The organism is Actinomadura gamaensis, assembly GCF_042652125.1.
GTDB classification, from domain to species: domain Bacteria; phylum Actinomycetota; class Actinomycetes; order Streptosporangiales; family Streptosporangiaceae; genus Spirillospora; species Spirillospora gamaensis.
The window spans coordinates 472,540-494,209 of record NZ_JBHSIT010000007.1 but is presented as its reverse complement, the minus strand read 5'-3'; the positions used below and the strand labels follow the sequence as shown (position 1 = coordinate 494,209).

Below are 21,670 nucleotides of genomic sequence, written 5' to 3'. Positions count from 1 at the left end.
GGTCCGCCGGGGTAGAGCAGAGGCATGCGCAAACTCATCAACGCCCCGTCCGACGTGGTGGCCGACGCGCTGCGCGGTCTCGCCGCCGCGCATCCCTCGCTGCGGGTCGATACGGACGCCCGGACGGTCGTCCGCGCGGACGCCCCGGTCGCCGGGAAGGTCGCCCTGGTGTCCGGCGGCGGTTCCGGGCACGAGCCGCTGCACGCCGGTTTCGTCGGTTACGGGATGCTGGACGCCGCCGCGCCCGGCGAGGTCTTCACCTCGCCCACCCCCGACCAGATCCTCGCCGCGACCCTCGCCGTGGCCGGCGAGGCCGGGGCCGTGCACATCGTGAAGAACTACACCGGCGACGTCATGAACTTCAAGATGGCCGCCGAGCTGGCCGACGACGAGGACGTCCAGGTCGAGCAGGTCGTCGTGGACGACGACGTCGCGGTCGTCGACAGCACCTACACCGCCGGACGGCGCGGCACCGGCGGGACGCTGTTCGTCGAGAAGATCGCGGGCGCGCTCGCCGAGGACGGCGCGCCGCTCGCGGCGGTGGCGGGCGTGGCGCGCGAGGTGAACCAGCGGTCCCGGTCGTTCGGGGTGGCGCTGTCGCCGTGCACCGTCCCGGCCGCGGGCCGCCCGACGTTCGAGCTGGCGGACGGCGAGATGGAACTCGGCATCGGCATCCACGGCGAGCCGGGCCGCGAGCGCGTCAAGGCCGCGACCGCTCGGGAGATCGTGGCCGCGTCGCTGGACGCGATCGACGCCGACATGCCGCTCGCCGGGCAGGAGCTGATCGTCCTGGTGAACGGCATGGGCGGGACGCCGCTGATCGAGCAGTACGTGGCGGCCGGGGCGGTCGCCGACTGGCTGGCGGACCACCGCGCGACCGCCGTCCGGACCCTGGTCGGCCCGTACGTGACGAGCCTGGAGATGGCGGGCTGCATGGTGTCGGTCTGCCGCGTCACGCCCGAGCTGCTCCGGTTCTGGGACGCCCCGGTCGAGACCCCGGCGCTGCGGTGGGGCCGGTGAGCGCCCGGTTCGGCGCGGCGGACGCCGCCGCCTGGATCCGCCGCGCGGCCGAGCTGGTCGCCGCCGACGCCGACCGGCTCACCCGGCTGGACGCCGAGATCGGCGACGGCGACCACGGCCTGAACCTCAACCGGGGCTTCGCCGCCGCCGTCGAGGCGCTGCCGGACGGCGCCGCGCTGCACGAGACCCCGCCGGGACGCATCCTCATCGCCGCCGGACGGGCGATCGTGTCGAAGACGGGCGGCGCGTCCGGCCCCCTCTACGGGACGGCGCTGCGGCGGGCGGGCAAGGCGCTGGGGGACGCGTCCGACGCGTCCGCCGAGCAGCTCGCCGGGGCGCTGGCCGCCGCGCTCACCGGCATCCGCGAGCTCGGCGAGGCGGACGTCGGCGACAAGACCATGGTGGACGCGCTGACCCCGGCCGTGGCGGCGTTCGACGCGGCGTCCGGGCAGGGCGCCGGCGCGGCGGCGCGGGCGGCGGCGACGGCCGCCGAGGAGGGCGCGGAGTCGACCGTCCCGCTCGTCGCGCGCAAGGGACGGGCCAGCTACCTGGGCGAGCGCGCCGCCGGACACCTCGATCCGGGCGCGGCCTCGACCGTCCTTCTGTTCCGCGCGCTCGCCGACGTCACCGCGGAGGACTGAATGGTCGGGATCGTGATCGTCTCGCACAGCCGGCGGCTGGCCGAGGGCGCCGCCGAGCTCGCCCGGGAGATGGGCGTCGGCAAGGCCGTGGTCGAGCCCGCCGGCGGCGGCCCGGACGGCGGCCTCGGTACCAGCGCCGACCTGGTCGAGCGCGCCGTCGAGGCGGCCGACTCCGGGGACGGCGTGCTGCTGCTCGCCGACCTCGGCTCGTCCGTCCTCACCGCCAAGCTGGTGATCGAGGACCTGGACGGCCCCGGCGGGCGGGCCGTCCTCGCGGACGCCCCGCTCGTCGAGGGCGCGGTCGCCGCCGCCTCCGCGGCCGCCGCGGGCGCCGACCTCGCGGGCGTCCGCGCCGCCGCCGAATCCGCCCACGACCTCCGCAAACACTGACCCCCGCAGAAGTCAGCCGCGGGGGTTCAGGAGGGTGTCGAGGGGGCTGACGAGGGTCTCGTGGGGCTCGCCGCGGATCTCGAAGGCGCGCTCGGGCGCGCCCGGCTCGCGGGTCGTGACGCGGTAGCCGGGGAGGTCGGCGCCGATCTCCCCGAGGTCGCGGCCGGCGTCCTCGGCGGCGGCGAGCCGGGCCACCGCCTCCCGGATCCGGTCGGCCCGGTCCTTCGGCAGGTCGGCGGTGTCGTAGTCGGCGACCGGCACCGACGTCCCGGCGAAGCCGCCGACGCTCTCGATCGTGATGTGCATGTGCTCCTCGCCTCCCGGTCACGGGGTGGGTCCCCCGGTCGTGCTGCCCCGGATCGGGTCCGGGGCAACACGACCGGAGGCCCGGGAGACCGCCGGTCGCGCCCGCCCGCGCGGGGCGGGCGCGACCCCTACTCGGTGAAGGTGGGGATCACTTGGTGAAGGCGCGGTGGAGCTCGTCCATCTCGTGCCGGAGGATGTCCTCGTCGGTCAGGTCGCCCCGCTGCGCCAGGCGCTCGGGGTCGATGACCAGGTACTCGGGCATCTGCATGGTGCCGCAGCACATCGAGCGGTCCTGCTCGGCGCGCAGGCTGGCCGAGTGCTCGTCGTGCACCTGGACCTCGGTGACGTCCCGGCCGTCCTCGGTGTACTCGGGGTCGGTCATGGTCATCCGGCCGGCCATCAGCTCGCGCATCGGGGTCGGGGAGAGGGTGATCTCCCGGACGGCGAAGCGGTTGCGGATGAAGGTCCGGTAGATGGGCGGGTCGTGCCGGCTCGCCGAGACCTGGAGCATCTTGTTCGCCACGTCCACGAAGGTGGCCTTGGTGGCCGGGGCCGCCAGGATCGCCTGGAACAGCAGGTGGGCGAGCCCGTCGGCGACCTCCATGAGGATGACGGCGAGGTCCTTGGTCTTGCGCTGCCGGTTGAGCTCGAACACGTAGATGTCGGCGAGGATGTCGTAGATCGCGCCGGTGAACACCTGCGAGATCGCGTGCACCTCGTTGCTGACCTGGCTGAGCTTGAGGTCGTTGTCGGCGTTGCGGAGCCCGAACGGCATCCCGAGCGCCTTGCCGAACTGCTCGGCGAGCTCGGGCAGGAACGACCGGTCGTGCAGGTTCGCGCGGCTGAGCGCGACGACCGCCTCGGCCTGGTCGGCCTGGGCCAGCGCGAGGAAGACCGCCGACAGGTCGCCGAACGCCTCGTGCAGGCCGCCGGTCTGCGGCGGGTTGCCGCCCGCGAGCCAGCCCGGCTTCAGGCCGTCCAGCACCGAGTGGCCGGTCTCGTGCGACACGATGTCCAGCGAGCGGCAGGTGAACAGGGTCTGGGTCTGGTTCTGCGGGACGAACGACAGGAAGTTCAGCGACTTGCCGGTGCGGCTGTAGAACGCGTTCGCGCCCTGCCCCGCGTGCGGCTTGACGGTGATCCGGTCGGTGTTGCCGCCGACGTTCCAGGCGAACGGGATGGGGTTGCCCCCGTTGATCCGCTCGTACATCGACAGCGTCTCGCGCACGACCGCGAAGGTGTGCGCGGCGTCGAACTGCGGCGAGTTCGGCGTGAAGACGAAGTCCCCGTTGACCCCCTTGGCGACCGGCGTGACGCCCGGCAGGTCGGTGATGATCCGCGCGTCGGCGGGGCCGTTCAGCACGACCGACGGCACGAAGGTGATCCGGGCGCCGAGCTCGGCCACCGACGGGTCCTGCTTGTAGATCAGGAAGCGGTGGCCCGCGACCGGCGGCACCGGAAGGGGCACGGGGCGCGGCACCGGCTGCGGCGTGGGCGGGGCCTCCGCCCGCAGCCGCGGCCTCGGCATCCGCGCGGACGGCACGGCGAGGCCGCGTTCGGCCTCCCGGGCCCGGACGATCTCGAGCTCGTCCTGCATCAGCTGGGGTTCGGACTGGTGGATCGTCATGGACGCCACCCTTTCCCGTCACCGGGCGCGGGCCCCCGATGGCCCTGCGCTGCCATGGGCGGTCATGGCTCCGCCACGGCGCTGACCTGGGAGAAGATCCTCCGAGTGGCACGCCGGGGAAGTATGGAGCCGCCCTGTGCGGCTCACGCTCCGCCCGTCGCGCGGGGCCGTCAACCCGCCCCCGCGAGGTGTGTCCGGATCCGGACTCTCCGATGTCGGCCGTTCAGGTTTCAAGCAATTTTCGACCGGTCCAACCGGTCCCGGGACCCGCCGCGGCCCGCGTTCGGACGCGGCTGTCGGCGGCGGACCGTAGACTCGCCAGTGATGTCCAGAACCGAAGCTCATCCCTTGCTGGACGGCCTCAACCCGCAGCAGCGCGCGGCCGTCGAGCACGCCGGAAGCCCGCTGCTGATCGTCGCCGGAGCGGGCTCGGGCAAGACCCGCGTGCTCACCCACCGCATCGCCTACCTGCTGTCCGAGCGGGACGTCCACCCCGGCCAGATCCTCGCGATCACCTTCACCAACAAGGCTGCGGCCGAGATGAAGGAGCGCGTGGACGCGCTGGTCGGCCCGCGCTCGCGCGCGATGTGGGTGATGACGTTCCACTCGGCGTGCGTGCGCATCCTGCGCCGCGAGGCCAGGCGGCTGGGCTTCCCGTCGAGCTTCTCGATCTACGACCAGGCCGACGCGCAGCGGCTGATGGCGCTGGTCACCCGCGAGCTCGACCTCGACCCGAAGCGCTACCCGCCCAAGTCGTTCAGCGCCCAGGTGTCGAACCTGAAGAACGAGCTGATCGACTACGAGACCTACAAGGCGCGGGCCTCCACGCACATGGAGCAGACCCTCGCGCAGGCGTACGAGATGTACCAGGCCCGCCTCCAGCAGGCCGGGGCGATGGACTTCGACGACCTGATCATGCTGACGGTCAACCTGCTCCAGGTCTTCCCGGAGGCCGCCGAGCACTACCGGCGGCGGTTCCGGCACGTCATGGTCGACGAGTACCAGGACACCAACCACGCCCAGTACGAGCTGGTCCGCGAGCTGACCGCGCCGGTCGAGGGCATCGGCCCGGCCGAGCTGTGCGTGGTCGGCGACGCCGACCAGTCGATCTACGCGTTCCGCGGCGCGACGATCCGCAACATCCTGGAGTTCGAGCGCGACTACACCGACGCGCGCACGATCCTGCTGGAGCAGAACTACCGCTCCACCCAGACGATCCTGTCGGCGGCGAACGCGGTCATCGAGCGGAACGCCGACCGCAAGCCCAAGCGCCTCTGGTCCGACCAGGGCGAGGGCCACAAGATCACCGGCTATGTCGCCGACAACGAGCACGACGAGGCCGCGTTCGTCGCCGGCGAGGTGGACAAGCTCACCGACGCGGGCGAAGCGAAGCCCGGCGACGTGGCGGTCTTCTACCGCACCAACGCCCAGTCCCGCGTCTTCGAAGAGATCTTCATCCGGGTCGGGCTGCCCTACAAGGTCGTCGGCGGCGTGCGCTTCTACGAGCGCAAGGAGGTCCGCGACCTGCTGGCCTACCTGCGCGTCCTCGCCAATCCCGAGGACACGGTCTCGCTGCGCCGCATCCTGAACGTGCCCAAGCGCGGCATCGGCGACCGGGCCGAGGCGTGCGTCGAGGCGTACGCGTCCCGCGAGCGGATCTCGTTCTGGCAGGCCCTGCGCCGTCCCGAGGACGTTCCGGGCATGGCGACCCGCTCGATCAACGCCGTCCGCGAGTTCGTCGCGCTGCTCGACGAGCTGCGCGCGTCGGTCGAGACGTCCACGCCGGCCGAGCTGATCGACCAGATCCTGGTGAAGAGCGGCTACGTCGCCGAGCTCCAGGCCTCCAAGGACCCGCAGGACGAGACCCGCATCGAGAACCTCCAGGAAATGGAGTCGGTCGCCCGCGAGTTCGAGGAGCGCCTCGACGGCGAAGACCCGGCGGGACGCCTGCCGGACTTCCTGGAGCAGGTCGCGCTGGTCGCCGACGCCGACTCGATCCCGGGCGGCGCGAAGTCCGGCGCCGTCCCGCCGGGCGAGCGCCCCGAGCAGGACGACCAGGGCGTGGTCACGCTGATGACCCTGCACACCGCCAAGGGCCTGGAGTTCCCGGTCGTCTTCCTCACCGGCATGGAGGACGGCGTCTTCCCGCACCTGCGCGCCATGAGCAACCCGAAGGAGCTGGAAGAGGAGCGCCGCCTGGCGTACGTGGGCATCACGCGCGCCCGCCGGCGGCTCTACCTGTCGCGCGCGACCATGCGCAGCTCGTGGGGCGCGCCGCAGGTCAACCCGCCGTCCCGCTTCCTGGCCGAGGTCCCGTCGAACCTGATGGACTGGGAGCGCGAGGCGTCCACGGCCTTCGGCTCCGCCGCGACGCGCGTGGCCGCCCGCCCGGACGTCCGCGCCGCCGGCGCCCGGGCCGTCCCGGCCCTGTCGCCGGGCGACAAGGTCACCCACGACTCGTTCGGCCTCGGCACGGTCGTCTCGGTCGACGGCGCGGGCGAGAAGGCCGCGGCCTCGGTCGACTTCGGCGGCGAGTACGGCGTCAAGCGGCTCGTCCTGCGCTACGCCCCGGTCGAGAAGCTCTGACCGCCCGGGCCGCGTATTGGCGATCCGTCCAATTGTGACGCGCGTCACGTGCCGGACGGGTTGATGGGGTTCCGGGGCGTTCGTAGCTTCGAGGGCACGGCGGACACCACCCCCTCGCGAACGGACCTCAGTCCCATGAGCAGATCCGCGTCCCGCACGAGCAGATCCGCGTCCCGGCCGGCGTTCCGTGTTCGCCCGCGCGCAGTGCGGGCGCGGCGGGTGAGATTCGCCTATCCCGAGGGACGGCTGCCCCGGCACTACATGGACGGCGACCTCGTGATGAGCCACGTCGTCACGGTGCTGTCGTCGCTGTTCCCCGAGGGCGAGGACTTCTTCGTCCGGACGGTGCGCAACTACCGGGACGAGATCACCGATCCCGAGCTGAAGGCGCAGGTCGCCGGGTTCATCGGGCAGGAGGTGACGCACGGGCGGGAGCACCGGCACTTCAACGAGCGGCTGGGGGACCTGGGCTACCCGACCCGGTTCGTCGACCGGGCGACCAGGCACGGGCTCGGGTTCTGGGCGCGGGTGCTGCCGCCGGACGTCCAGCTCGCGATCACGGCGGCGCTGGAGCACTACACCGCGACGCTCGCGTACGTGCTGCTGAACAAGCCCGAGGCGCGGGAGATGTTCACCGTGCCGGAGGTGCGGTCGATGTTCCTGTGGCACGCGCTGGAGGAGAGCGAGCACAAGTCCGTGGCGTTCGACGTCTTCCAGACCGTCAGCGGCGACCAGCGGATGCGCGCGTGGGTCATGAACATCGTCACGGTCGATTTCCTTGCGGTCGTGGTCCTGACGACGATCCTGTCGCTCGCTTTGGACCCGGCCGCCTACGACCTGCCTCGGCTGGCCCGGAGCGTGCGGAGGCTGCGCACGTCGCCGTTCATCCAGCGGGACGTCATCCGCCACCTGCGGGACTACAACCGTCGTGACTTCCACCCGGACGACAACGACACGACCGCCCTCGAACAGCAGTGGAAGCAGCGCCTCTTCGACGAGAAGGGCGAGCGGATCGCCACCGGCTGATCAGGGCTGGACGTCCAGCCCGAGTGCCGCGGCGAACACCACGGCCTGCGGGAGATCGACGATCGTGCCCCGCACGTCCATGGTCAGCAGGTGGTCCGGGGAGAGCTCGCTGCCGCGGAGGTCGGCCTTGCGGAAGTTCGCCCCGTGCAGCGACGCGCCGGACAGGTCCGCCTTGTGGAACACGGTCTTCTCGCAGGTGGCGCCGGTCAGATCGGCCTCCCGCAGCCGGACGTCGGCGAAGGACGCGCCGGACAGCCGCGCCCCGGACAGCCCCGTGAACGACCAGTCGCCGCCCCGGACCTTCATCAGGTCGAACGCGCAGCCGTCGAACACCGACCCGACGAGCTTGCAGCCGTCGAACGTCGCGTCGAAGAAGTTGCAGCGCGTGAACGCGCAGTTCAGGAACGCCGACTCGGCGTGCTCGGACACGTTGAACCGGCACCCGCGGAACGCGCACTCGGTGAACGTGCCGCCCGTGTTGCGCGTCTCGGTGAAGTCCACGTCGCTGAACAGGACGCGCTCGAAGGACTCGCCCTCGATGTCGCGGCCGTCCCAGTCGCGGGCCGCGACCGTGGTCTCGGTGGGCGGGGTCGGCGCGCCGCGCCTGCGTTCGGCCATGCGACCACGTTAGCCGCGGGGTCTGTCACGCTCCGGCCGGGTCAGGTCCAGGGACGCCAGGACCTCCGGGTCGGCCACGAAGTCGATCGCGACGACGCGGCCGTCCCGGACGGTGAAGTCGAACACCACCTGCGGGACGCCGCGGTGCTGCCACATCGCGCCCGGCACGCCGTCCACCTCGACGGGCAGGGCGGCCTTCGCGCGGCCCGTCCAGAAGCCCGCCATGGCCTCGCGGCCCTCGATCCGGGCGGGCGCGCCCAGCTCGGCGGCGGCCCGGTCGGCGCGCAGCACGGCGTCGGGGTCGAGCAGCGCGAGCAGCGCCTCGAAGTCGCCGTCGCGGGACGCCGCGAGGAACGCGGTGACCACCTCGCGCTCGCGCGCGGCGGTCGCGTCCGCGCGCCCGCCCCGGACGCGGCGGCGCGCCCGGCTGGCGAGCTGCCGCGTCGCGGCCGGGGACTTCCCGACGATCGGCGCGATCTCGTCGAACGGGACGGCGAACATGTCGTGCAGGACGAACGCCAGCCGCTCGGCGGGCGACAGCGTCTCCAGGACGACCAGCAGCGCGAGCCCGACCGAGTCCGCGAGGACGGCGGCGTCGGCGGGGTCGCCGGCCTCCGGCGGGACCGCGCCCGCCGGAGCGGCCGTCGCGGCGTCCGGCTCGTCGGGCGTGTCCGGCTCGTCCCAGGGGACCTCGCGGCGGGTCGTCCGCGCGCGGAGCATGTTCAGCGCGACCCGTCCCACGATCGTGGTCAGCCAGCCGCCGAGGTTGTCGACGCCGTCGTCGCCCGCGCGGCTCACCCGGAGCCACGCCTCCTGGACGGCGTCGTCCGCCTCGGCGGTCGAGCCGAGCACGCGGTACGCGACCGCGTGCAGGCGGGCGCGGTGCTCCTCGAACCGCTCGGCCAGCGTGTCGTCGCCGTTCACTTCGCCTCCATGTGCGTCCGGGCCCTCTGTGGTCCTGACCCGCGCGGGGCCCGGAACGTGACGTCAGAGGCCGATGTCACAGGCCGATGTCAGAGGCCGATGTCAGAGGCCGAGGGACGCGAGCCGGTCCGGGTCGGCGATGATCTCCATGGTGACGATGCGGCCGTTCTCGACGGTGAGCGCCATCAGCGACTGCGCGCTGCCGCCGGTCATGTTGACCATGCCCACGGCGCCGTTGACCAGGACGTACTCCATCGCCGCCGAGAGCTGCCGGTAGGTGAGCGCCTGGCCCGCGACGTTCCGCGCGCCCCTGACGACGCGCAGCGGGCCGCCGTCGCCGAGGTCGACGCGCAGCACCACGTCCGGGTCGAGGATCGTGACGAGCGCCTCCAGGTCGCCGTCGCGGGCGGCGGTGAAGAACGCCTCGACGGCCTCGCGCTGCCGTCCGAGGTCCGGGTCCGGCGTGGGCGCCGAGTCCTTCACGCGGCGGCGGGCCCGGCTGGCGAGCTGCCGGGTCGCGGCGGGCGTCTTGTCGATCACCGGGGCGATCTCGTCGAACGGGACGGCGAACATGTCGTGCAGGACGAACGCCAGCCGCTCGGCCGGGGCGAGCGCCTCCATGACCACCATCATCGCGATCCCGACCTGGTCGGCGACGAGCACCTCCTGCTCGGGGTCGCGCGTCACGATCGGGTCCGGGAGCCGCTCGTCGCCGAGCTCCTCGCGCCGCGCCTTGCGGGAGCGGAGCATGTCCAGGCAGACGCGGCCGGTGACCGTGGTGAGCCAGCCCGCCAGGTTCTCGACCTCGGACACGTCGGTGCGGCCGAGCCGCAGCCACGCCTCCTGGACGGCGTCCTCGGCCTCGCTCAGCGAGCCGAGCATGCGGTAGGCGACCGAGCGCAGATGACCGCGCCGCGCCTCGAACCGCTCGGCGAGCGAAATTTCCGCGTCCATCTGTCACACACTCCCACCGGGGTCCGTCATGTCGGTAGTCCGCAACATAGACGATCAAGCTGGGAGTCCCTCATGGAAGCACGTATGGCCCACCCCGCGTTCACCCTGGACGGCGCGTTCAAAGGGCTCGGCGCGCTGAGCGCCGCCGTCGAGCGCGGCGGCGTGCCGAAGGCGCTGGGCGAGCTGATCAACCTCCGGGTCAGCCAGATCAACGGGTGCAGCGTCTGCGTCCAGATGCACGCGAAGGCGCTGCGCGAGGCGGGCGAGTCCGACGACCGGATCTTCACCGTGGCCGCCTGGCGGGACGCGCCGTACTACACCGGCGCCGAGCGCGCGGCCCTCGCGCTCGCCGAGGCCGTCACGCGCGTGGCCGACCGCCCCGACCCCGTCTCGGACGAGCTGTGGGACGAGGTCAACCGGCACTACAGCGAGAAGGAGGTCTCCGCGCTGCTGCTCTCCATCTCGGTGATCAACGTCTGGAACCGGCTGAACGCGGCGACCCGCCAGGTCGCGGGCATCGCCGAAGCCTGACCCCGCCGAAGCCTGACCCCGCCGGAGCCTGACCCCGCCGGCGGAAGGCTCCGCCGAAACCTGACCCCGCCGGCGGAAGGCTCCGCCGGCGGAAGGCCCCGCGACCCGGCGACGGGCGCGGGGTCTTCCGCTTCTCCGAGGCGTGGCGGTCAGCGGAGGCCGCGGAAGAACGCGCGGACGTCGCCGACCAGGACGTCCGGCGCCTCCAGCGAGAGGAAGTGCCCGCCGTCCGGGAGCCGCGTCCAGCGGACGACGTTGTGGTCACGCTCCGCCCACGGACGGATCGTCACGTCGTGCGCGCTGGCCAGCACGCCCGTGGGCACGGTGCTCCGCCGGGCCGTCCCATCGCCGCCGGCGGTGATCTCCTCGTAGTAGATCTGCGCCGCCGAGGCGGCCGTCGCCGTGAACCAGTAGAGCGAGACGTCCGTCAGGATGCGGTCGCGGGACACCGCGTCCTCGGGCAGGCCGTCCAGGGGCCAGGTCAGTTCCTTGAACTTCTCGACGATCCAGGCGAGCTGTCCCACGGGCGAGTCGGTGAGGGCGTAGGCGACGGTCTGCGGGCGCTTGGAGTTGCACTGGAGGTAGCCGTCGTTGAAGTCCTGCATCCGCCGCCAGTACCCGTGCTCGGCCTCCGTCAGGTCGTCGAACTCGCCGTCCGCGCCGGTCGGGAAGGTGAGCAGCGCGTTCACATGGACGCCGAGGACCCGTTCCGGCGCGGCCCGGCCGATCTTCGGCGCGACCCACGCGCCCAGGTCGTAGCCCTGGACGCCGAACCGCTCGTAGCCGAGGCGCGCCATCACTTCGAGCAGGACGTCCGCCATCCGCGCCGCGTTCATGCCCGGTCCGGCGAGCGGCGTCGAGAAGCCGTAGCCGGGCAGCGACGGGACGACGACGTGGAACGCGTCCGCCGGGGCGCCGCCGTGCGCGCGCGGGTCGGTGAGCGGGCCGATGACGTCGAGGAAGTCGGTGACGCCGCCGGGCCAGCCGTGCAGCAGGAGCAGCGGCACCGCGTCCGGCTCGGCCGACCGGACGTGGAGGAAGTGCAGGCGCTGGCCGTCCACATCGGTCGTGAACTGCGGGAACGCGTTGAGCTCGGCTTCCTGCCTTCGCCAGTCGAAGCCCGTGCGCCAGTACTCGGCGAGGTCCTTCAGGTACCCGAGCGGGACGCCCCGCTCCCAGCCGACGCCGGGCAGCTCGTCCGGCCAGCGCGCGGACGCGAGGCGCGCGCGGAGGTCGTCGATGCGCTCCTGCGGGATGTCGATCTTGAACGGGCTGATGTTCGTCATGCCCCTCACGCTAGGAAGCGCTTAGGACGGGCTCGGTCCTAAGCATCTGGCAGCCTGGAGAACGTGTTGGAGACCTCCGCGCGGTTGCTCAGGCTGCTGTCGCTCTTGCAGACGCACCGGGACTGGTCCGGAGCCGACCTGGCCGGACGGCTCGGCGTGACCGTCCGGACCGTCCGGCGGGATGTGAGCCGCCTGCGCGAGCTCGGCTATCCGGTCGAGGCCGTCCAGGGCGCGGCCGGGTACCGGCTCGGCGCCGGGGCGTCCCTGCCGCCGCTGCTGCTGGACGACGACGAGGCGGTGGCCGTGGCGGTCGGGCTGCGCACGGCGGCGGGCGGCTCGGTCGCGGGCATCGAGGAGACCTCGCTGCGCGCGCTGGGCAAGCTCGAACGCGTCCTGCCGTCCCGGCTGCGGTACCGGGTGAACGCGCTCCAGCGGGCGACCGTCCGGGTCGGGTCGTCCGGGCCGGAGATCGGCGCGGACACGCTGATGGCGATCGCGGACGCCTGCCGGCGCAACGAGCGGCTGCGGTTCGGCTACACCGGCTCGGACGGCGACGGCTCCGTCCGCGAGGCCGAGCCGTACGGCCTGGTCAACTTCGGCCGCCACTGGTACCTCGTCGCGTACGACGTCGATCGCGACGACTGGCGCACCTTCCGCGTGGACCGCCTCAGCCCGCGCACGCCGAGCGGCCCGCGCTTCGCGCCGCGCGAGGTGCCGGACGGCGGCGTCGCGGCGTTCGTGTCGCGGCGGCTGGCGTACCGCGCGTGGCCGTTCCGGGCGACCGTGACGCTGCACGTCCCGGCGGCGACGGCGTCCGAACGGGTGTGGCCGGGCGTGGGCGTGCTGGAGCCCGTGGACGACGCGAGCTGCCTCATGCACGTCGGAGCCGACTCGCTCTGGGCGCTGGTCTGGATGATCGCGTCCGTGGACCTCGACTTCACCCTGCGGGACGGCCCGCCGGGCTTCCCGGACGCGCTTCGCGCCCACGCCGAACGCTGCCTCCGGGCCGTCCCGGAGGACGGCCGCTAAGCGCGCGGCGCGGGCTCGCCGGGGATCTGGAGGGCGAAGAGCTTCGCCAGGACGGGCCGGGCGGCGGCCTCCGGGTCGGACCCGGCCCCGGTCGGAAGGGCGCCGCTCAGCCACAGCCCGGCGAAGCCGTGGGCGATGGACCAGGCGGCGAGCGCCGACTCGGGGTCGGGGGACAGCGGCCGGACGGCGCGTTCGAGCAGCTCACGCGTGCGGACGCGCGCGGCGGCCAGGTCCGGGTCGCCGGTGCGGTAGAGCTCGGGACGGAACATCACCTCGAAGTAGGCGCGGTGCCGGACCGCGAACCGGACGTAGGCGACGCCGAGGTCCAGCAGGTCGTCCCCGGCGCCGGTGAGCGCCTCGGAGAGCAGGTCGAAGCCCTCGGCGGCGATCGCGGTCAGCAGTCCGGCCTTGTCGCCGAAGTGGTGCGCGGGCGCGGCGTGCGAGACCCCGGCGCGGCGGGCCAGCTCGCGCAGGCTCCAGCCGGACGGCCCCGACTCCTCGATGGCCGTGACGGCGGCGTCCATGACGGCGCGGCGCAGGTTGCCGTGGTGGTAGCTCGGACTCACCCGGCCAGCCTAGGCCAGGACACCCCGAACTTTCCATTGACAAGTTCGGGCCGCGCGGCCCGAACTCGCCAATGGCGAGAGAGCGGGATCGAACGCCGGATCGCCGAAGAGCGCGCGGTCGGCGGAAAAGGCCCGGACGGCGGGAATGGTCCGGGCGGCGGGAGAGGCCCTGGCGGCGAGAAGGCTGCTGATGATCAGGCCAGGCGGTACCGGCGGGTCGCGTTCTCGACGAAGAGTTTGCGTCGCTCATCAGCGGAAAGGCCGGAAGTGACGCTCTCGTAGGCGTCCATCAGTTCGGCGTAGGTGCCGGAAAGTCCGTCCACCGGGAAATTGCTTCCGAAGAAGCAGCGGTCGATGCCGAAAAGGTCGAGGCAGGTCTCGATGTAAGGGCGCAGGGTGGCCGCGTCGAGACGGCCGAGCGGCATTCCGAGGCCGGAGATCTTGCAGTCCACGCGGGGGAGCGCGGCGAGCTTGGCGAGGCCCTCGCGCCACTGGAGGAACTCCTCCGGGTCGCCCGCCTCGGGCCAGCCCGCGTGCTCCAGGACGACCCGCACGTCGGGCGCCTTGGCGAGCGCGGCGAGGTAGGCGTCCACTTCCGGCGCCCGGATCACCTGGTCGAAGATCAGATCGCGTTTGCCCAGCTCACGCAGGAGAGTGGCGGCGGTGTCGCCGTCCGGGCACAGCCCCGCGAACACCCGGACGCCGCGGAACAGCGGGCTGCGGGACTGCTCGTCCAGCTGCGCCTCGACCACCGGCGGGGACACGTCCGGGTCGATCGAGCCGATGATCGCCGAGGGACGGTCCGGCGGGGCCATGGCGTCCAGCCAGCGGGTCTCGTCCAGGAACGCGCCGGGCACGGTGGTCGCCGACACGTGCACCGTGCCGAGGATGCGCACCCCGGCGCTCGCCGCGTCCTCCCGGAACCGCGCGGGCGGATAGTCGCGCGGCACCTCCGGTAGCGTCACGTGAAGCATCGGATACCAGTCGTGCACGCTCGACTGCCAATGATGGACATGGGCGTCCACGAACTCCAGAACGGTCACCAAAGACCCCTTTCGGCTCTGGCTGGACATCTTGGCCGAAAAAGGGGTTGGAGGTCGATCCTTCGCTAGGCGGACAAAGCCGTCAGCATTCGGTCCAGCAGCGCGAGCTGCCGCTCCGGCGGATAGCGGTCCGGATCGAACAGCACCTGCACGACCAGGCCGTGCGCGAACGCGGCGAGCATCGTCGCGACGTCGTCGGCATCGGTGTCCGCCGGGAGTTCTCCCAGCTCGACGGCCTCCTCGACGAACGGACGCAGCCGCAGCGTGCGGAACCGCTCGTACCGGCGGGTCTCGCGCTCGCCGAGGTCGGCGTCCGCGAGCGCGGCGTCCCAGGAGCTCACCCACACCCGGTTCATCTCGACCGCCACGTCCGAGATCGGCACGATGTCGGCGAGCAGTTCGCGCAGCGCCGCCAGGCCGCGCCCGGACGGCTTGATCCGCCCCTCCAGCGTGCGCTCCTCGGCGAGGTCGAGCGCGTACGCGACCAGCGCCCTCTTGTTCGGGAAGTAGTGCGTCAGCAGGCCGGTGGACGAGCCCATCTCGGTCGCGACCGCGCGCAGCGTCAGGCCGTCGAAGCCGTGCGCGGCCAGCACCCGCCACACGGCGGCGGACACGTCCCGGCGCCGGGCGTCGTGGTCTCCTCGGGCGGGCACGTTTATCGGTTTCCTTCCGGTCGGCGGGCGGGTCTATCGTACGTAACAAACGTTCGGTATGCACTTGTGGAGGGTCCGGATGCTGAGTCTGACACTGGCCGAAGGGGCCGAGCTGCGTCCGCTGGAACCGTGGCAGGCGGCCGAGTTCTACGCCCACGTGGACGAGGTCCGGGATAGCCTGCGGGCCTACATCCCGTTCGCCGCCAACCTGTGGGACGTGGACGCCGCCCGCGCCTACCTGCAGGACTTCGCCGACTCGCAGGCCGCCGACGGCCCGCGCCTCTACGGGATCTGGCTGGACGGCGTGCTCAGCGGCGGCACCCTGTTCCGGATCTTCGACACCCAGCGGCACGTCTGCGAGCTCGGCGTCTGGCTCGCGCCCTGGGCGCGCGGGCGCGGCCTCGTCACGACGGCCTGCCGCGCGATGATCGACTGGGCGGTCGGGGAGCGCGGCATGCTCCGCGTCGAGTGGGGCTGCGAGCCGTCCAACGAGGCGAGCATCGCGGCGGCCAAGCGCATCGGTTTCAGCTACGACGCCACCATCCGGCAGGGCTTCTTCTTCGACGGCAGGCAGCGCGACTACCAGCTCTGGTCGATCCTCGCCGACGACTGGCGCGCGCGCTGACCTCCCGCCGCACGCGGCGTCCCCGCTCAGCAGGCGGCGCCGACCAACGCTCAGCAGGCGGCGCCGACCTCGCTCCGCAGGCGCGGCGCGCCGACTCCGCTCCGCAGCCGGCGCCGTCCCCGCTCAGCAGGCGTGGCGCGCTGAGCCCGCTCCGCAGGCGGCGCGGTTCTCGCGCTCGGTGAGCAGGGCGTGCAGGCGGTCGGCCATGGCGCGGCCGAACTCGGGGTCGTCGGCGTCGGTGTCGCATTCGCGGATCTCGACCGGCGACCCCGCGAGCCCCTCCCGGACGGCGTCGAACAGCACCGCGTCGGCGGCCGGGTCGTGGTACGGCCCGCCGGGCGCGCCCAGCGAGGACAGGCCGCGCAGCGGGACGAACAGGGACACCGGCCCGGCGGCGTCCCGCAGCCGGTCGGCGACGAGCCGTCCGAGCGCCGCGCACTCGGCCGGACTCGTCCGGACGACCGTCACCGACGCGTTGTGCACGTGGACGTGCCGGCCCGCGAGCCGGTCCGGCACGGACGGCCCGAACTTGCCCATGTCGAGCGCGCCCAGCGACACGACCTGCGGGATTCCGGCGCGTCCGGCGGAGCGGAGCCGGTCCCGGCAGGCCGCGCCCACGCCGCCGAGCAGGCCGGTCGAGACCTCCAGCAGCGTCGCGTCGAGGACGGCCGAGAGCTCCCCCGCTCCCGCCATCGCCTCGAACGACCGTCCGCCCGCGCCGCTCGCGTGGAACACCAGGACCTCGTAGCCGAGGTCCGCGAGGCGTTCGCGCGCGCCGTCCACGCCGCGCGTGGTGACCCCGGCCATGGTCGCGCCGATGACGGGCCTCGCCGCTTGGCCGCCGGCGATCCTCGCCACGGAACCGGACGCGTGAGCGCGCGCAGAACCGGACACGGAGGCGTAGGCGCGGGCCATGCCCGCTACGGCGGCGGCCGCGTTTCCGAGGACGCGCTCGGAGACGCGGTTGATGCCCGCCACGTCCACGACGCTGTACATGAGCGTGAGGTCCGAGCCGCCCACATAGTGAGACACGTCCCCGGACGCCATGCTCGACACCATCATCTTGGGCACGCCTACCGGAAGCGCGCGCATCGCTTCGCACGAGAGCGCTGAGTTGCCGCTACCGCCGATCGCGAGGACGCCGTGTAGGCGTCCCTCGTCATGCAGGCGGCGGAGCATCGCGGACGCGCCGCGCGCCATCGCGGTCACGGCCGCGCCACGGTCCCGTCCGAGATCGGTGAGCGCGAGCCCGGCGGCCTCGGCCACTCGTGCGCGCGTGATGTCGGGCGCGACGCGCGGGGCGGCGCGGGTCCCGGTGTCCACGAGGAGGACGTCCACGCCGAGCGCGCGCAGGCGGTCGCGCACCCAGCCGTACTCGACGCCCTTGGTATCGAGCGTCCCGATCAGCACCACAGTCACCATGGGTCACACGGTGCGTGATCGGCATGTCACGAAACAAGAGACCTTCCGGGCCGGGTTTCCTGCCGGAACGGCTAGCTGCGGGTGGGGTGGGTGGCGCTAGAGTAAGTGACGTTCTTCATTTAACGATTACAGGAGGCGGCCGGGTGGGAATCGAGCACGTCGGCATGCTGCTGGCGGCCGCGCTGGGCGCGGGCTGGGTGGACGCGGTGGTCGGCGGCGGCGGGCTCATCCAGCTCCCCGCGCTGCTGCTGCTCAACCCCGGCCAGCCGGTCGCCACCGCGCTGGCCACCAACAAGGTCGCCTCCATCGCCGGGACGTCCAGCGCCGCCTACGCCTACCTGCGCCGCACCAAGATCGACCGGACCGTCGCGGTCGCCGGGGCCGGGCTGGCCGTCGCGGGCTCGGCGGCGGGCGCGCTCTGCGCCTCGGTGATCTCCTCCGAGGTGTTCAAGCCGGTCATCATGGTCGTCCTGCTGGCGGTCGCGGCGCTCGTGGTGCTCCGCCCCGACCTCGGCCGCGAGCCGAGGATCGTGCTGCGCACGCGCCGCCGCGTCGCCGCCGCGATCCTCGTGCCGGGCCTCGCGATCGCCTTCTACGACGGCATCCTCGGCCCCGGCACTGGAACGTTCCTGGTCGTGGTGTTCACGGCGCTGCTCGGGATCGACTTCGTGCACGCGTCCGCCCACGCCAAGATCATCAACGTCAGCACCAACCTCGGCGCGCTGCTCGTCTTCGCCGTCCAGGGGCACATCCTGTGGGCGCTCGGCCTCGGCATGGCCGTCGCGAACGCCACCGGGGCGCAGCTCGGCGCGCGGACCGCGATCAGGCGCGGCTCCGGGTTCGTCCGGGTCGTCCTGCTGTGCGTGGTGACGCTGCTGGTCGCCAAGCTCGGCTACGAGCAGTTCGCCTAGCTCGGCTACGAGCAGTTCGCCTAGCGCGGCCGGACACGGCCGTGCCCGGGCGGGTCAGCCCGGATCGGGCACGGGCAGCGGCTTCTCCAGCGCCGCCAGGCTCAGCACGACCAGCGAGGACGTCCAGCCGAGCGGCGCGACCGCCGCCGGACGCCCGTACTCGTCCACCTTCTCCGGCAGCGCCCCCAGCGACGTGCGGTGCGCCGACAGCCAGTCCAGCCGGGCCATCGCCTCGTCCGGACGGCCCCCCGCCGACGCCGACAGCGTGAACAGCGCCATCTCCGGCGTCCAGGCGACCTTCATGTTGCCCGACCAGCGCTCGCCCGGCAGGACGCCGCCGTTCGGCAGCGCGAGCTTCCCGGCGGCGGTGCGGACGGCGTCGGTCACGCCCGGGTCGGCCGGGCCGAACGGCGGGCTGAGGAAGGTGACCGAGGTGTCCATGCGCCCGCCGCGGAGGGGCGAGCGCGGGTAGCCGAGCGGCGCGAACCTCGCCGCGACCGCGTTCTGCACCCGGTGCGCGGCCGACCGGTACCGGTTCGCCTGGTCGCCGTGGCCCGTGTCGCGGGCGAGCGCGGCAGCCGACCGCAGGCCCGCCAGCACCGGTCCGACGACGCCGAGCGTGGCGCGGTGGGGGTCCTGCTCGGCGGACGCGGGCCGCTCGAAGTAGTCCGAGGACGGCGGCGGCAGGCCGTCCGAGCGCAGCGACGCCACCAGCCGGTCGGCGGCGCGGCGCACCATCGTCCACAGTTCCGGCAGGTCGGCCGCCGCCTGCGGGTTCTCGGCGCGGAAGAACCAGGCCGCCCACAGCACCCAGCCGAGCGAGTCGAGCTGCGCGTGCCGTCCGTCCGCCACCGCGCTGCCGTCGGGGTTGTAGCGCGCGGCCCACATCCCGTTCCGGCTCTGCACGCGCGCGAGGAACCGCAGGATCCGCCGGGCCTCGGCGGGATGCTCGGTCACCGTGAACGCCGCCGCCGCGAACGCCGAGTCGCGCGGCCACGAGTACCGCCACGCGCCGTACCAGGACGCCAGCGACGCGCCGTTCGGCCTGGTCAGCAGGCGCAGGTCCTGGAGCGCGCGGGCGGCCATGTCGCGGTAGCCGTTCGCCTTGGCGGTGGCGGTGGCGACCGTGAGCTGCCCGTGCCGTCCGGCCTCCTGCGCGGGACTCTCGGACGAACTCCGGGTCGGCGACGGCGTGGGGGTCGGAGTGGGCGTCGGAGTGGGGGTCGGAGTGGGCTTCGGCCTCGGTTTCTTCGGATTTCCGGGAGCGGGCGGACGCGTCGGAGTCCCGGTCGCGGGCACCTGCGGCTGCGGCGTCCGGGACTGGACGGGCACGCAGCCCTTCTCCACGATCTCCTTCGCGGTCGGCCGCCCCGAGGGGTCGCGGATCGCGGCGTCCGCCTTCGTCCCCGGCGCCGAGGGGATCCCGCCCGGCCCCTTCAGCGACTCGACCTCGGTGCGGGCGGTCAGGAGCACGTCGTCCGGACGCAGCGGACGGTTCTTGCCCTTCGGCCGGCACGGCAGCAGTTGCGGGATGAGGCGGCCGGGGACCGTCCCGCGCGCGAGCCACGTCTGGTCGGACCGGACGGCCTCGGCGACGCGCGGGTCCGAAGCCGGGACCGTGATGGCCTCCTCCCCGCCCGTCGGGACGAGCCGGACGCGCCCGTCCGCGAGCCGCACGACCGACGAGTCGGTCAGGTAGCGCGCGCCCGCCGCGTCCGACGGGGGGAGCGGGTCGCCCGCGAAGGGCCAGCCTCCGCCGCCGACGAGGCCGGGGCTCGTCCACTCCGGGTCGCCGTTCTCGGGCAGGGTGACGCCGCAGGTCGCGGCCAGCGCGGAGACCAGCAGCAGCGCGGAGGCGCGGCGCACGCGCCCGGGCCACGCCGCCCGTCCGGCCGCGGGCGATGCCGCGGGCGGTGCCGCGGGTGATGCCGCGGGTGAAGGCGATGCTGCGGGTGAAACCGCCGGCCCGACTCCGCTGTCCGCCACCGCACCTCCCCCCTGAGACGGGCCTTAGTACATCAAACTCCGCCAAATGCCGCAGTCCTGCGCGGGGGGTGAACGAGGCATTCTCCGCAGGATTCCTACCCACCCCCAAAGCCCCCGGATCACACCCCCGCGCCGACCCACGGCGAGCCCGATCCGAGCGCGGGATGAGCAACCTCACACGCCCTCGGGGAACCCGCCGGGACCCCGGCGGCATGACCATGGACCGGGGTTGACTAGGCTGCTTCGACGGAGCGGACCGCAGAGTGGCGGCCGCACGGCGCCATGAGTCCCCGTGTACCCCCCACTCGACCCGCGGTCATTGGCTGTCGATCCGTTAAGGACGCCTCGTGGACCTGTTCGAACATCAGGCAAAGGAACTCTTTGCCGAGTACGGGGTACCGGTGCCCACCGGCAAGGTCGCCCATACTCCCCAGGAAGCGCGTGCCATCGCGGAGGAGCTCTTCTCCGCGGGCAGCAAGAAGGTCGTCGTCAAGGCCCAGGTGAAGACCGGTGGCCGCGGCAAGGCCGGCGGCGTGAAGCTCGCCGACGACGCCGACGAGGCGGAGGCCCTGGCGACCCAGATCCTCGGCATGGACATCAAGGGCCACACGGTCCACAAGGTCCTGGTCGAGGAGGGCTCGGCGATCGCGCAGGAGTTCTACTTCTCCTTCCTGCTCGACCGCGCGAACCGCACCTTCCTCTCCATCTGCTCCGTCGAGGGCGGCGTGGAGATCGAGGAGGTGCCGCACGACCGGCTGGCGCTCGTGCCGATCTCCCCGCTGGACGGCGTGGACGCCGCCCGGGCGCGCGAGATCGCCGAGCAGGGCCGGCTGCCCGAGGAGGCGCTGGACGGCGCCGCCGCGATCATCGAGCGGCTGTGGGCCGTGTTCACCGACGAGGACGCCACCCTCGTCGAGGTCAACCCGATGATCCTCACCGCCGACGGCCAGGTGAAGGCCCTCGACGGCAAGGTGTCGCTGGACGACAACGCGGGCTTCCGGCAGGAGCACGACAAGCTGGAGGACAAGGCGGGCGCCGACCCGCTGGAGGCCAAGGCCAAGGCCCTGGACCTCAACTACGTCAAGCTCGAGGGCAACGTCGGCATCATCGGCAACGGCGCGGGCCTGGTCATGTCCACCCTGGACGTGGTGGCCTACGCGGGCGAGCGGCACGGCGGCATGAAGCCCGCCAACTTCCTCGACATCGGCGGCGGCGCGTCCGCCGAGGTGATGGCCAACGGCCTGGAGATCGTCCTGTCGGACGCCGACGTCAAGTCGGTCTTCGTGAACGTCTTCGGCGGCATCACCGCCTGCGACGCCGTCGCCAACGGCATCGTGTCGGCCTACAAGCTGCTGGCCGACCGCGGCGAGGCCGTGAACCGCCCGCTGGTCGTCCGGCTCGACGGCAACAACGCCGAGCTCGGCCGCCAGATCCTGACGGACGCGGCGCTGCCCGGCGTCCAGCAGGTCGAGACCATGGACGACGCGGCCGAGCGGGCCGCCGAACTCGCCGCGGCAGGTGCGTGA

At 73.0% G+C, this 21,670-nt stretch carries 21 protein-coding genes; 10 read left to right on the top strand and 11 right to left on the bottom strand.

All coding sequences use genetic code 11. The annotated features are described in order from the left end of the window. The first annotated feature begins 24 nt into the window (after positions 1-24). From dhaK to dhaM, 3 genes are read left to right on the top strand one after another with little or no spacing between them, the layout of a single operon-like run. Positions 25-1,020: a dihydroxyacetone kinase subunit DhaK gene (dhaK, locus tag ACFPCY_RS25350; RefSeq protein ID WP_378259181.1), complete on the top strand. Its 996-nt coding sequence runs from the start codon at positions 25-27 to the stop codon at positions 1,018-1,020. Continuing rightward, on the top strand, positions 1,017-1,661 hold the full coding sequence (gene dhaL / locus ACFPCY_RS25345; protein WP_378259179.1) for a dihydroxyacetone kinase subunit DhaL: 645 nt from the start codon (positions 1,017-1,019) through the stop codon (positions 1,659-1,661). The genes dhaK and dhaL overlap by 4 nt, the downstream gene beginning before the upstream one ends. After that, positions 1,662-2,051, top strand: coding sequence for a dihydroxyacetone kinase phosphoryl donor subunit DhaM (gene dhaM / locus ACFPCY_RS25340; RefSeq protein WP_378259177.1), 390 nt, complete (start codon positions 1,662-1,664; stop codon positions 2,049-2,051). Positions 2,052-2,063: 12 nt separating this feature from the next. Here dhaM and ACFPCY_RS25335 read toward each other — a convergent pair whose 3' ends face one another. Both ACFPCY_RS25335 and ACFPCY_RS25330 read right to left on the bottom strand, forming a co-directional pair. Next, positions 2,064-2,357 carry a protealysin inhibitor emfourin gene (locus tag ACFPCY_RS25335; RefSeq protein ID WP_378259175.1) on the bottom strand — a complete coding sequence of 98 codons (294 nt, stop codon included), beginning with the start codon at positions 2,355-2,357 and terminating at the stop codon, positions 2,064-2,066. A gap of 148 nt (positions 2,358-2,505) precedes the next feature. Beyond that, positions 2,506-3,984 carry a gluzincin family metallopeptidase gene (locus ACFPCY_RS25330; protein ID WP_378259173.1) on the bottom strand — a complete coding sequence of 493 codons (1,479 nt, stop codon included), beginning with the start codon at positions 3,982-3,984 and terminating at the stop codon, positions 2,506-2,508. A gap of 324 nt (positions 3,985-4,308) precedes the next feature. Between ACFPCY_RS25330 and pcrA the strand changes: the two genes are divergently transcribed. Together pcrA and ACFPCY_RS25320 are read left to right on the top strand one after the other, a co-directional pair. Next, the gene (gene pcrA / locus ACFPCY_RS25325) at positions 4,309-6,570 is read left to right on the top strand and encodes a DNA helicase PcrA (RefSeq protein ID WP_378259171.1); all 2,262 of its coding nucleotides are present in this window, start codon (positions 4,309-4,311) and stop codon (positions 6,568-6,570) included. Between the two features lie 219 nt (positions 6,571-6,789). Further along, positions 6,790-7,596, top strand: coding sequence for a metal-dependent hydrolase (locus tag ACFPCY_RS25320; protein WP_378259169.1), 807 nt, complete (start codon positions 6,790-6,792; stop codon positions 7,594-7,596). Here ACFPCY_RS25320 and ACFPCY_RS25315 read toward each other — a convergent pair whose 3' ends face one another. The 3 genes from ACFPCY_RS25315 to sigJ all read right to left on the bottom strand — a co-directional run bounded on the left by ACFPCY_RS25315 (position 7,597) and on the right by sigJ (position 10,092). Then, the gene (locus ACFPCY_RS25315) at positions 7,597-8,214 is read right to left on the bottom strand and encodes a pentapeptide repeat-containing protein (protein WP_378259167.1); all 618 of its coding nucleotides are present in this window, start codon (positions 8,212-8,214) and stop codon (positions 7,597-7,599) included. 9 nt (positions 8,215-8,223) lie between these two features. Further along, a complete protein-coding gene (locus tag ACFPCY_RS25310) occupies positions 8,224-9,138 on the bottom strand; it encodes a sigma-70 family RNA polymerase sigma factor (protein WP_378259165.1) in 915 nt (304 codons plus the stop codon). A 102-nt stretch (positions 9,139-9,240) separates the two neighbouring features. Then, on the bottom strand, positions 9,241-10,092 hold the full coding sequence (sigJ, locus tag ACFPCY_RS25305) for an RNA polymerase sigma factor SigJ (RefSeq protein WP_378259163.1): 852 nt from the start codon (positions 10,090-10,092) through the stop codon (positions 9,241-9,243). 72 nt (positions 10,093-10,164) lie between these two features. On the opposite strand from sigJ, the gene ACFPCY_RS25300 reads away from it, so the two are divergent. Beyond that, complete coding sequence (locus tag ACFPCY_RS25300; protein WP_378259161.1) at positions 10,165-10,623, top strand: carboxymuconolactone decarboxylase family protein; 459 nt, start codon at positions 10,165-10,167, stop codon at positions 10,621-10,623. Between the two features lie 149 nt (positions 10,624-10,772). On the opposite strand, the gene ACFPCY_RS25295 is transcribed toward ACFPCY_RS25300, so the two are convergent. Then, the gene (locus ACFPCY_RS25295; RefSeq protein WP_378259159.1) at positions 10,773-11,909 is read right to left on the bottom strand and encodes an epoxide hydrolase family protein; all 1,137 of its coding nucleotides are present in this window, start codon (positions 11,907-11,909) and stop codon (positions 10,773-10,775) included. Between the two features lie 63 nt (positions 11,910-11,972). Between ACFPCY_RS25295 and ACFPCY_RS25290 the strand changes: the two genes are divergently transcribed. Beyond that, positions 11,973-12,938: a helix-turn-helix transcriptional regulator gene (locus tag ACFPCY_RS25290; protein WP_378259157.1), complete on the top strand. Its 966-nt coding sequence runs from the start codon at positions 11,973-11,975 to the stop codon at positions 12,936-12,938. Here ACFPCY_RS25290 and ACFPCY_RS25285 read toward each other — a convergent pair. The 3 genes from ACFPCY_RS25285 to ACFPCY_RS25275 form a co-directional block, all read right to left on the bottom strand. Beyond that, positions 12,935-13,504: a TetR/AcrR family transcriptional regulator gene (locus ACFPCY_RS25285; protein ID WP_378259155.1), complete on the bottom strand. Its 570-nt coding sequence runs from the start codon at positions 13,502-13,504 to the stop codon at positions 12,935-12,937. The genes ACFPCY_RS25290 and ACFPCY_RS25285 overlap by 4 nt on opposite strands. Positions 13,505-13,698: 194 nt before the next feature. Next, complete coding sequence (locus tag ACFPCY_RS25280; RefSeq protein ID WP_378259153.1) at positions 13,699-14,547, bottom strand: amidohydrolase family protein; 849 nt, start codon at positions 14,545-14,547, stop codon at positions 13,699-13,701. A 65-nt stretch (positions 14,548-14,612) separates the two neighbouring features. After that, the gene (locus ACFPCY_RS25275; protein WP_378259151.1) at positions 14,613-15,200 is read right to left on the bottom strand and encodes a TetR/AcrR family transcriptional regulator; all 588 of its coding nucleotides are present in this window, start codon (positions 15,198-15,200) and stop codon (positions 14,613-14,615) included. 79 nt (positions 15,201-15,279) lie between these two features. Here ACFPCY_RS25275 and ACFPCY_RS25270 point away from each other — a divergent pair, with 79 nt between their 5' ends. Further along, positions 15,280-15,825, top strand: a complete 546-nt coding sequence (locus tag ACFPCY_RS25270) for a GNAT family N-acetyltransferase (RefSeq protein WP_378259149.1) — start codon at positions 15,280-15,282, stop codon at positions 15,823-15,825. Positions 15,826-15,948: 123 nt separating this feature from the next. Here ACFPCY_RS25270 and ACFPCY_RS25265 read toward each other — a convergent pair whose 3' ends face one another. After that, on the bottom strand, positions 15,949-17,247 hold the full coding sequence (locus tag ACFPCY_RS25265) for a Tm-1-like ATP-binding domain-containing protein (RefSeq protein ID WP_378259146.1): 1,299 nt from the start codon (positions 17,245-17,247) through the stop codon (positions 15,949-15,951). A 143-nt stretch (positions 17,248-17,390) separates the two neighbouring features. Here ACFPCY_RS25265 and ACFPCY_RS25260 point away from each other — a divergent pair, with 143 nt between their 5' ends. Further along, on the top strand, positions 17,391-18,158 hold the full coding sequence (locus tag ACFPCY_RS25260) for a TSUP family transporter (RefSeq protein ID WP_378259144.1): 768 nt from the start codon (positions 17,391-17,393) through the stop codon (positions 18,156-18,158). Positions 18,159-18,212: 54 nt separating this feature from the next. Here ACFPCY_RS25260 and ACFPCY_RS25255 read toward each other — a convergent pair whose 3' ends face one another. Continuing rightward, positions 18,213-20,024, bottom strand: a complete 1,812-nt coding sequence (locus ACFPCY_RS25255) for a glycoside hydrolase family 15 protein (protein WP_378259142.1) — start codon at positions 20,022-20,024, stop codon at positions 18,213-18,215. A 467-nt stretch (positions 20,025-20,491) separates the two neighbouring features. On the opposite strand from ACFPCY_RS25255, the gene sucC reads away from it, so the two are divergent. Further along, positions 20,492-21,670 (top strand): ADP-forming succinate--CoA ligase subunit beta, encoded by a 1,179-nt coding sequence (sucC, locus tag ACFPCY_RS25250; protein ID WP_378259140.1) that lies wholly within the window; start codon positions 20,492-20,494, stop codon positions 21,668-21,670.

Excerpts from the sequence above, each read along its gene's own strand:
- sigJ (WP_378259163.1), bottom strand. The coding sequence starts at position 10,092 with ATGGACGCGGAAATTTCGCTCGCCGAGCGGTTCGAGGCGCGGCGCGGT.
- dhaK (WP_378259181.1), top strand. The coding sequence starts at position 25 with ATGCGCAAACTCATCAACGCCCCGTCCGACGTGGTGGCCGACGCGCTG.
- ACFPCY_RS25300 (WP_378259161.1), top strand. The coding sequence starts at position 10,165 with ATGGAAGCACGTATGGCCCACCCCGCGTTCACCCTGGACGGCGCGTTC.
- ACFPCY_RS25265 (WP_378259146.1), bottom strand. The coding sequence starts at position 17,247 with ATGGTGACTGTGGTGCTGATCGGGACGCTCGATACCAAGGGCGTCGAG.
- pcrA (WP_378259171.1), top strand. The coding sequence starts at position 4,309 with ATGTCCAGAACCGAAGCTCATCCCTTGCTGGACGGCCTCAACCCGCAG.
- ACFPCY_RS25295 (WP_378259159.1), bottom strand. The coding sequence starts at position 11,909 with ATGACGAACATCAGCCCGTTCAAGATCGACATCCCGCAGGAGCGCATC.
- dhaM (WP_378259177.1), top strand. The coding sequence starts at position 1,662 with ATGGTCGGGATCGTGATCGTCTCGCACAGCCGGCGGCTGGCCGAGGGC.
- ACFPCY_RS25330 (WP_378259173.1), bottom strand. The coding sequence starts at position 3,984 with ATGACGATCCACCAGTCCGAACCCCAGCTGATGCAGGACGAGCTCGAG.
- ACFPCY_RS25315 (WP_378259167.1), bottom strand. The coding sequence starts at position 8,214 with ATGGCCGAACGCAGGCGCGGCGCGCCGACCCCGCCCACCGAGACCACG.
- ACFPCY_RS25335 (WP_378259175.1), bottom strand. The coding sequence starts at position 2,357 with ATGCACATCACGATCGAGAGCGTCGGCGGCTTCGCCGGGACGTCGGTG.
- ACFPCY_RS25270 (WP_378259149.1), top strand. The coding sequence starts at position 15,280 with ATGCTGAGTCTGACACTGGCCGAAGGGGCCGAGCTGCGTCCGCTGGAA.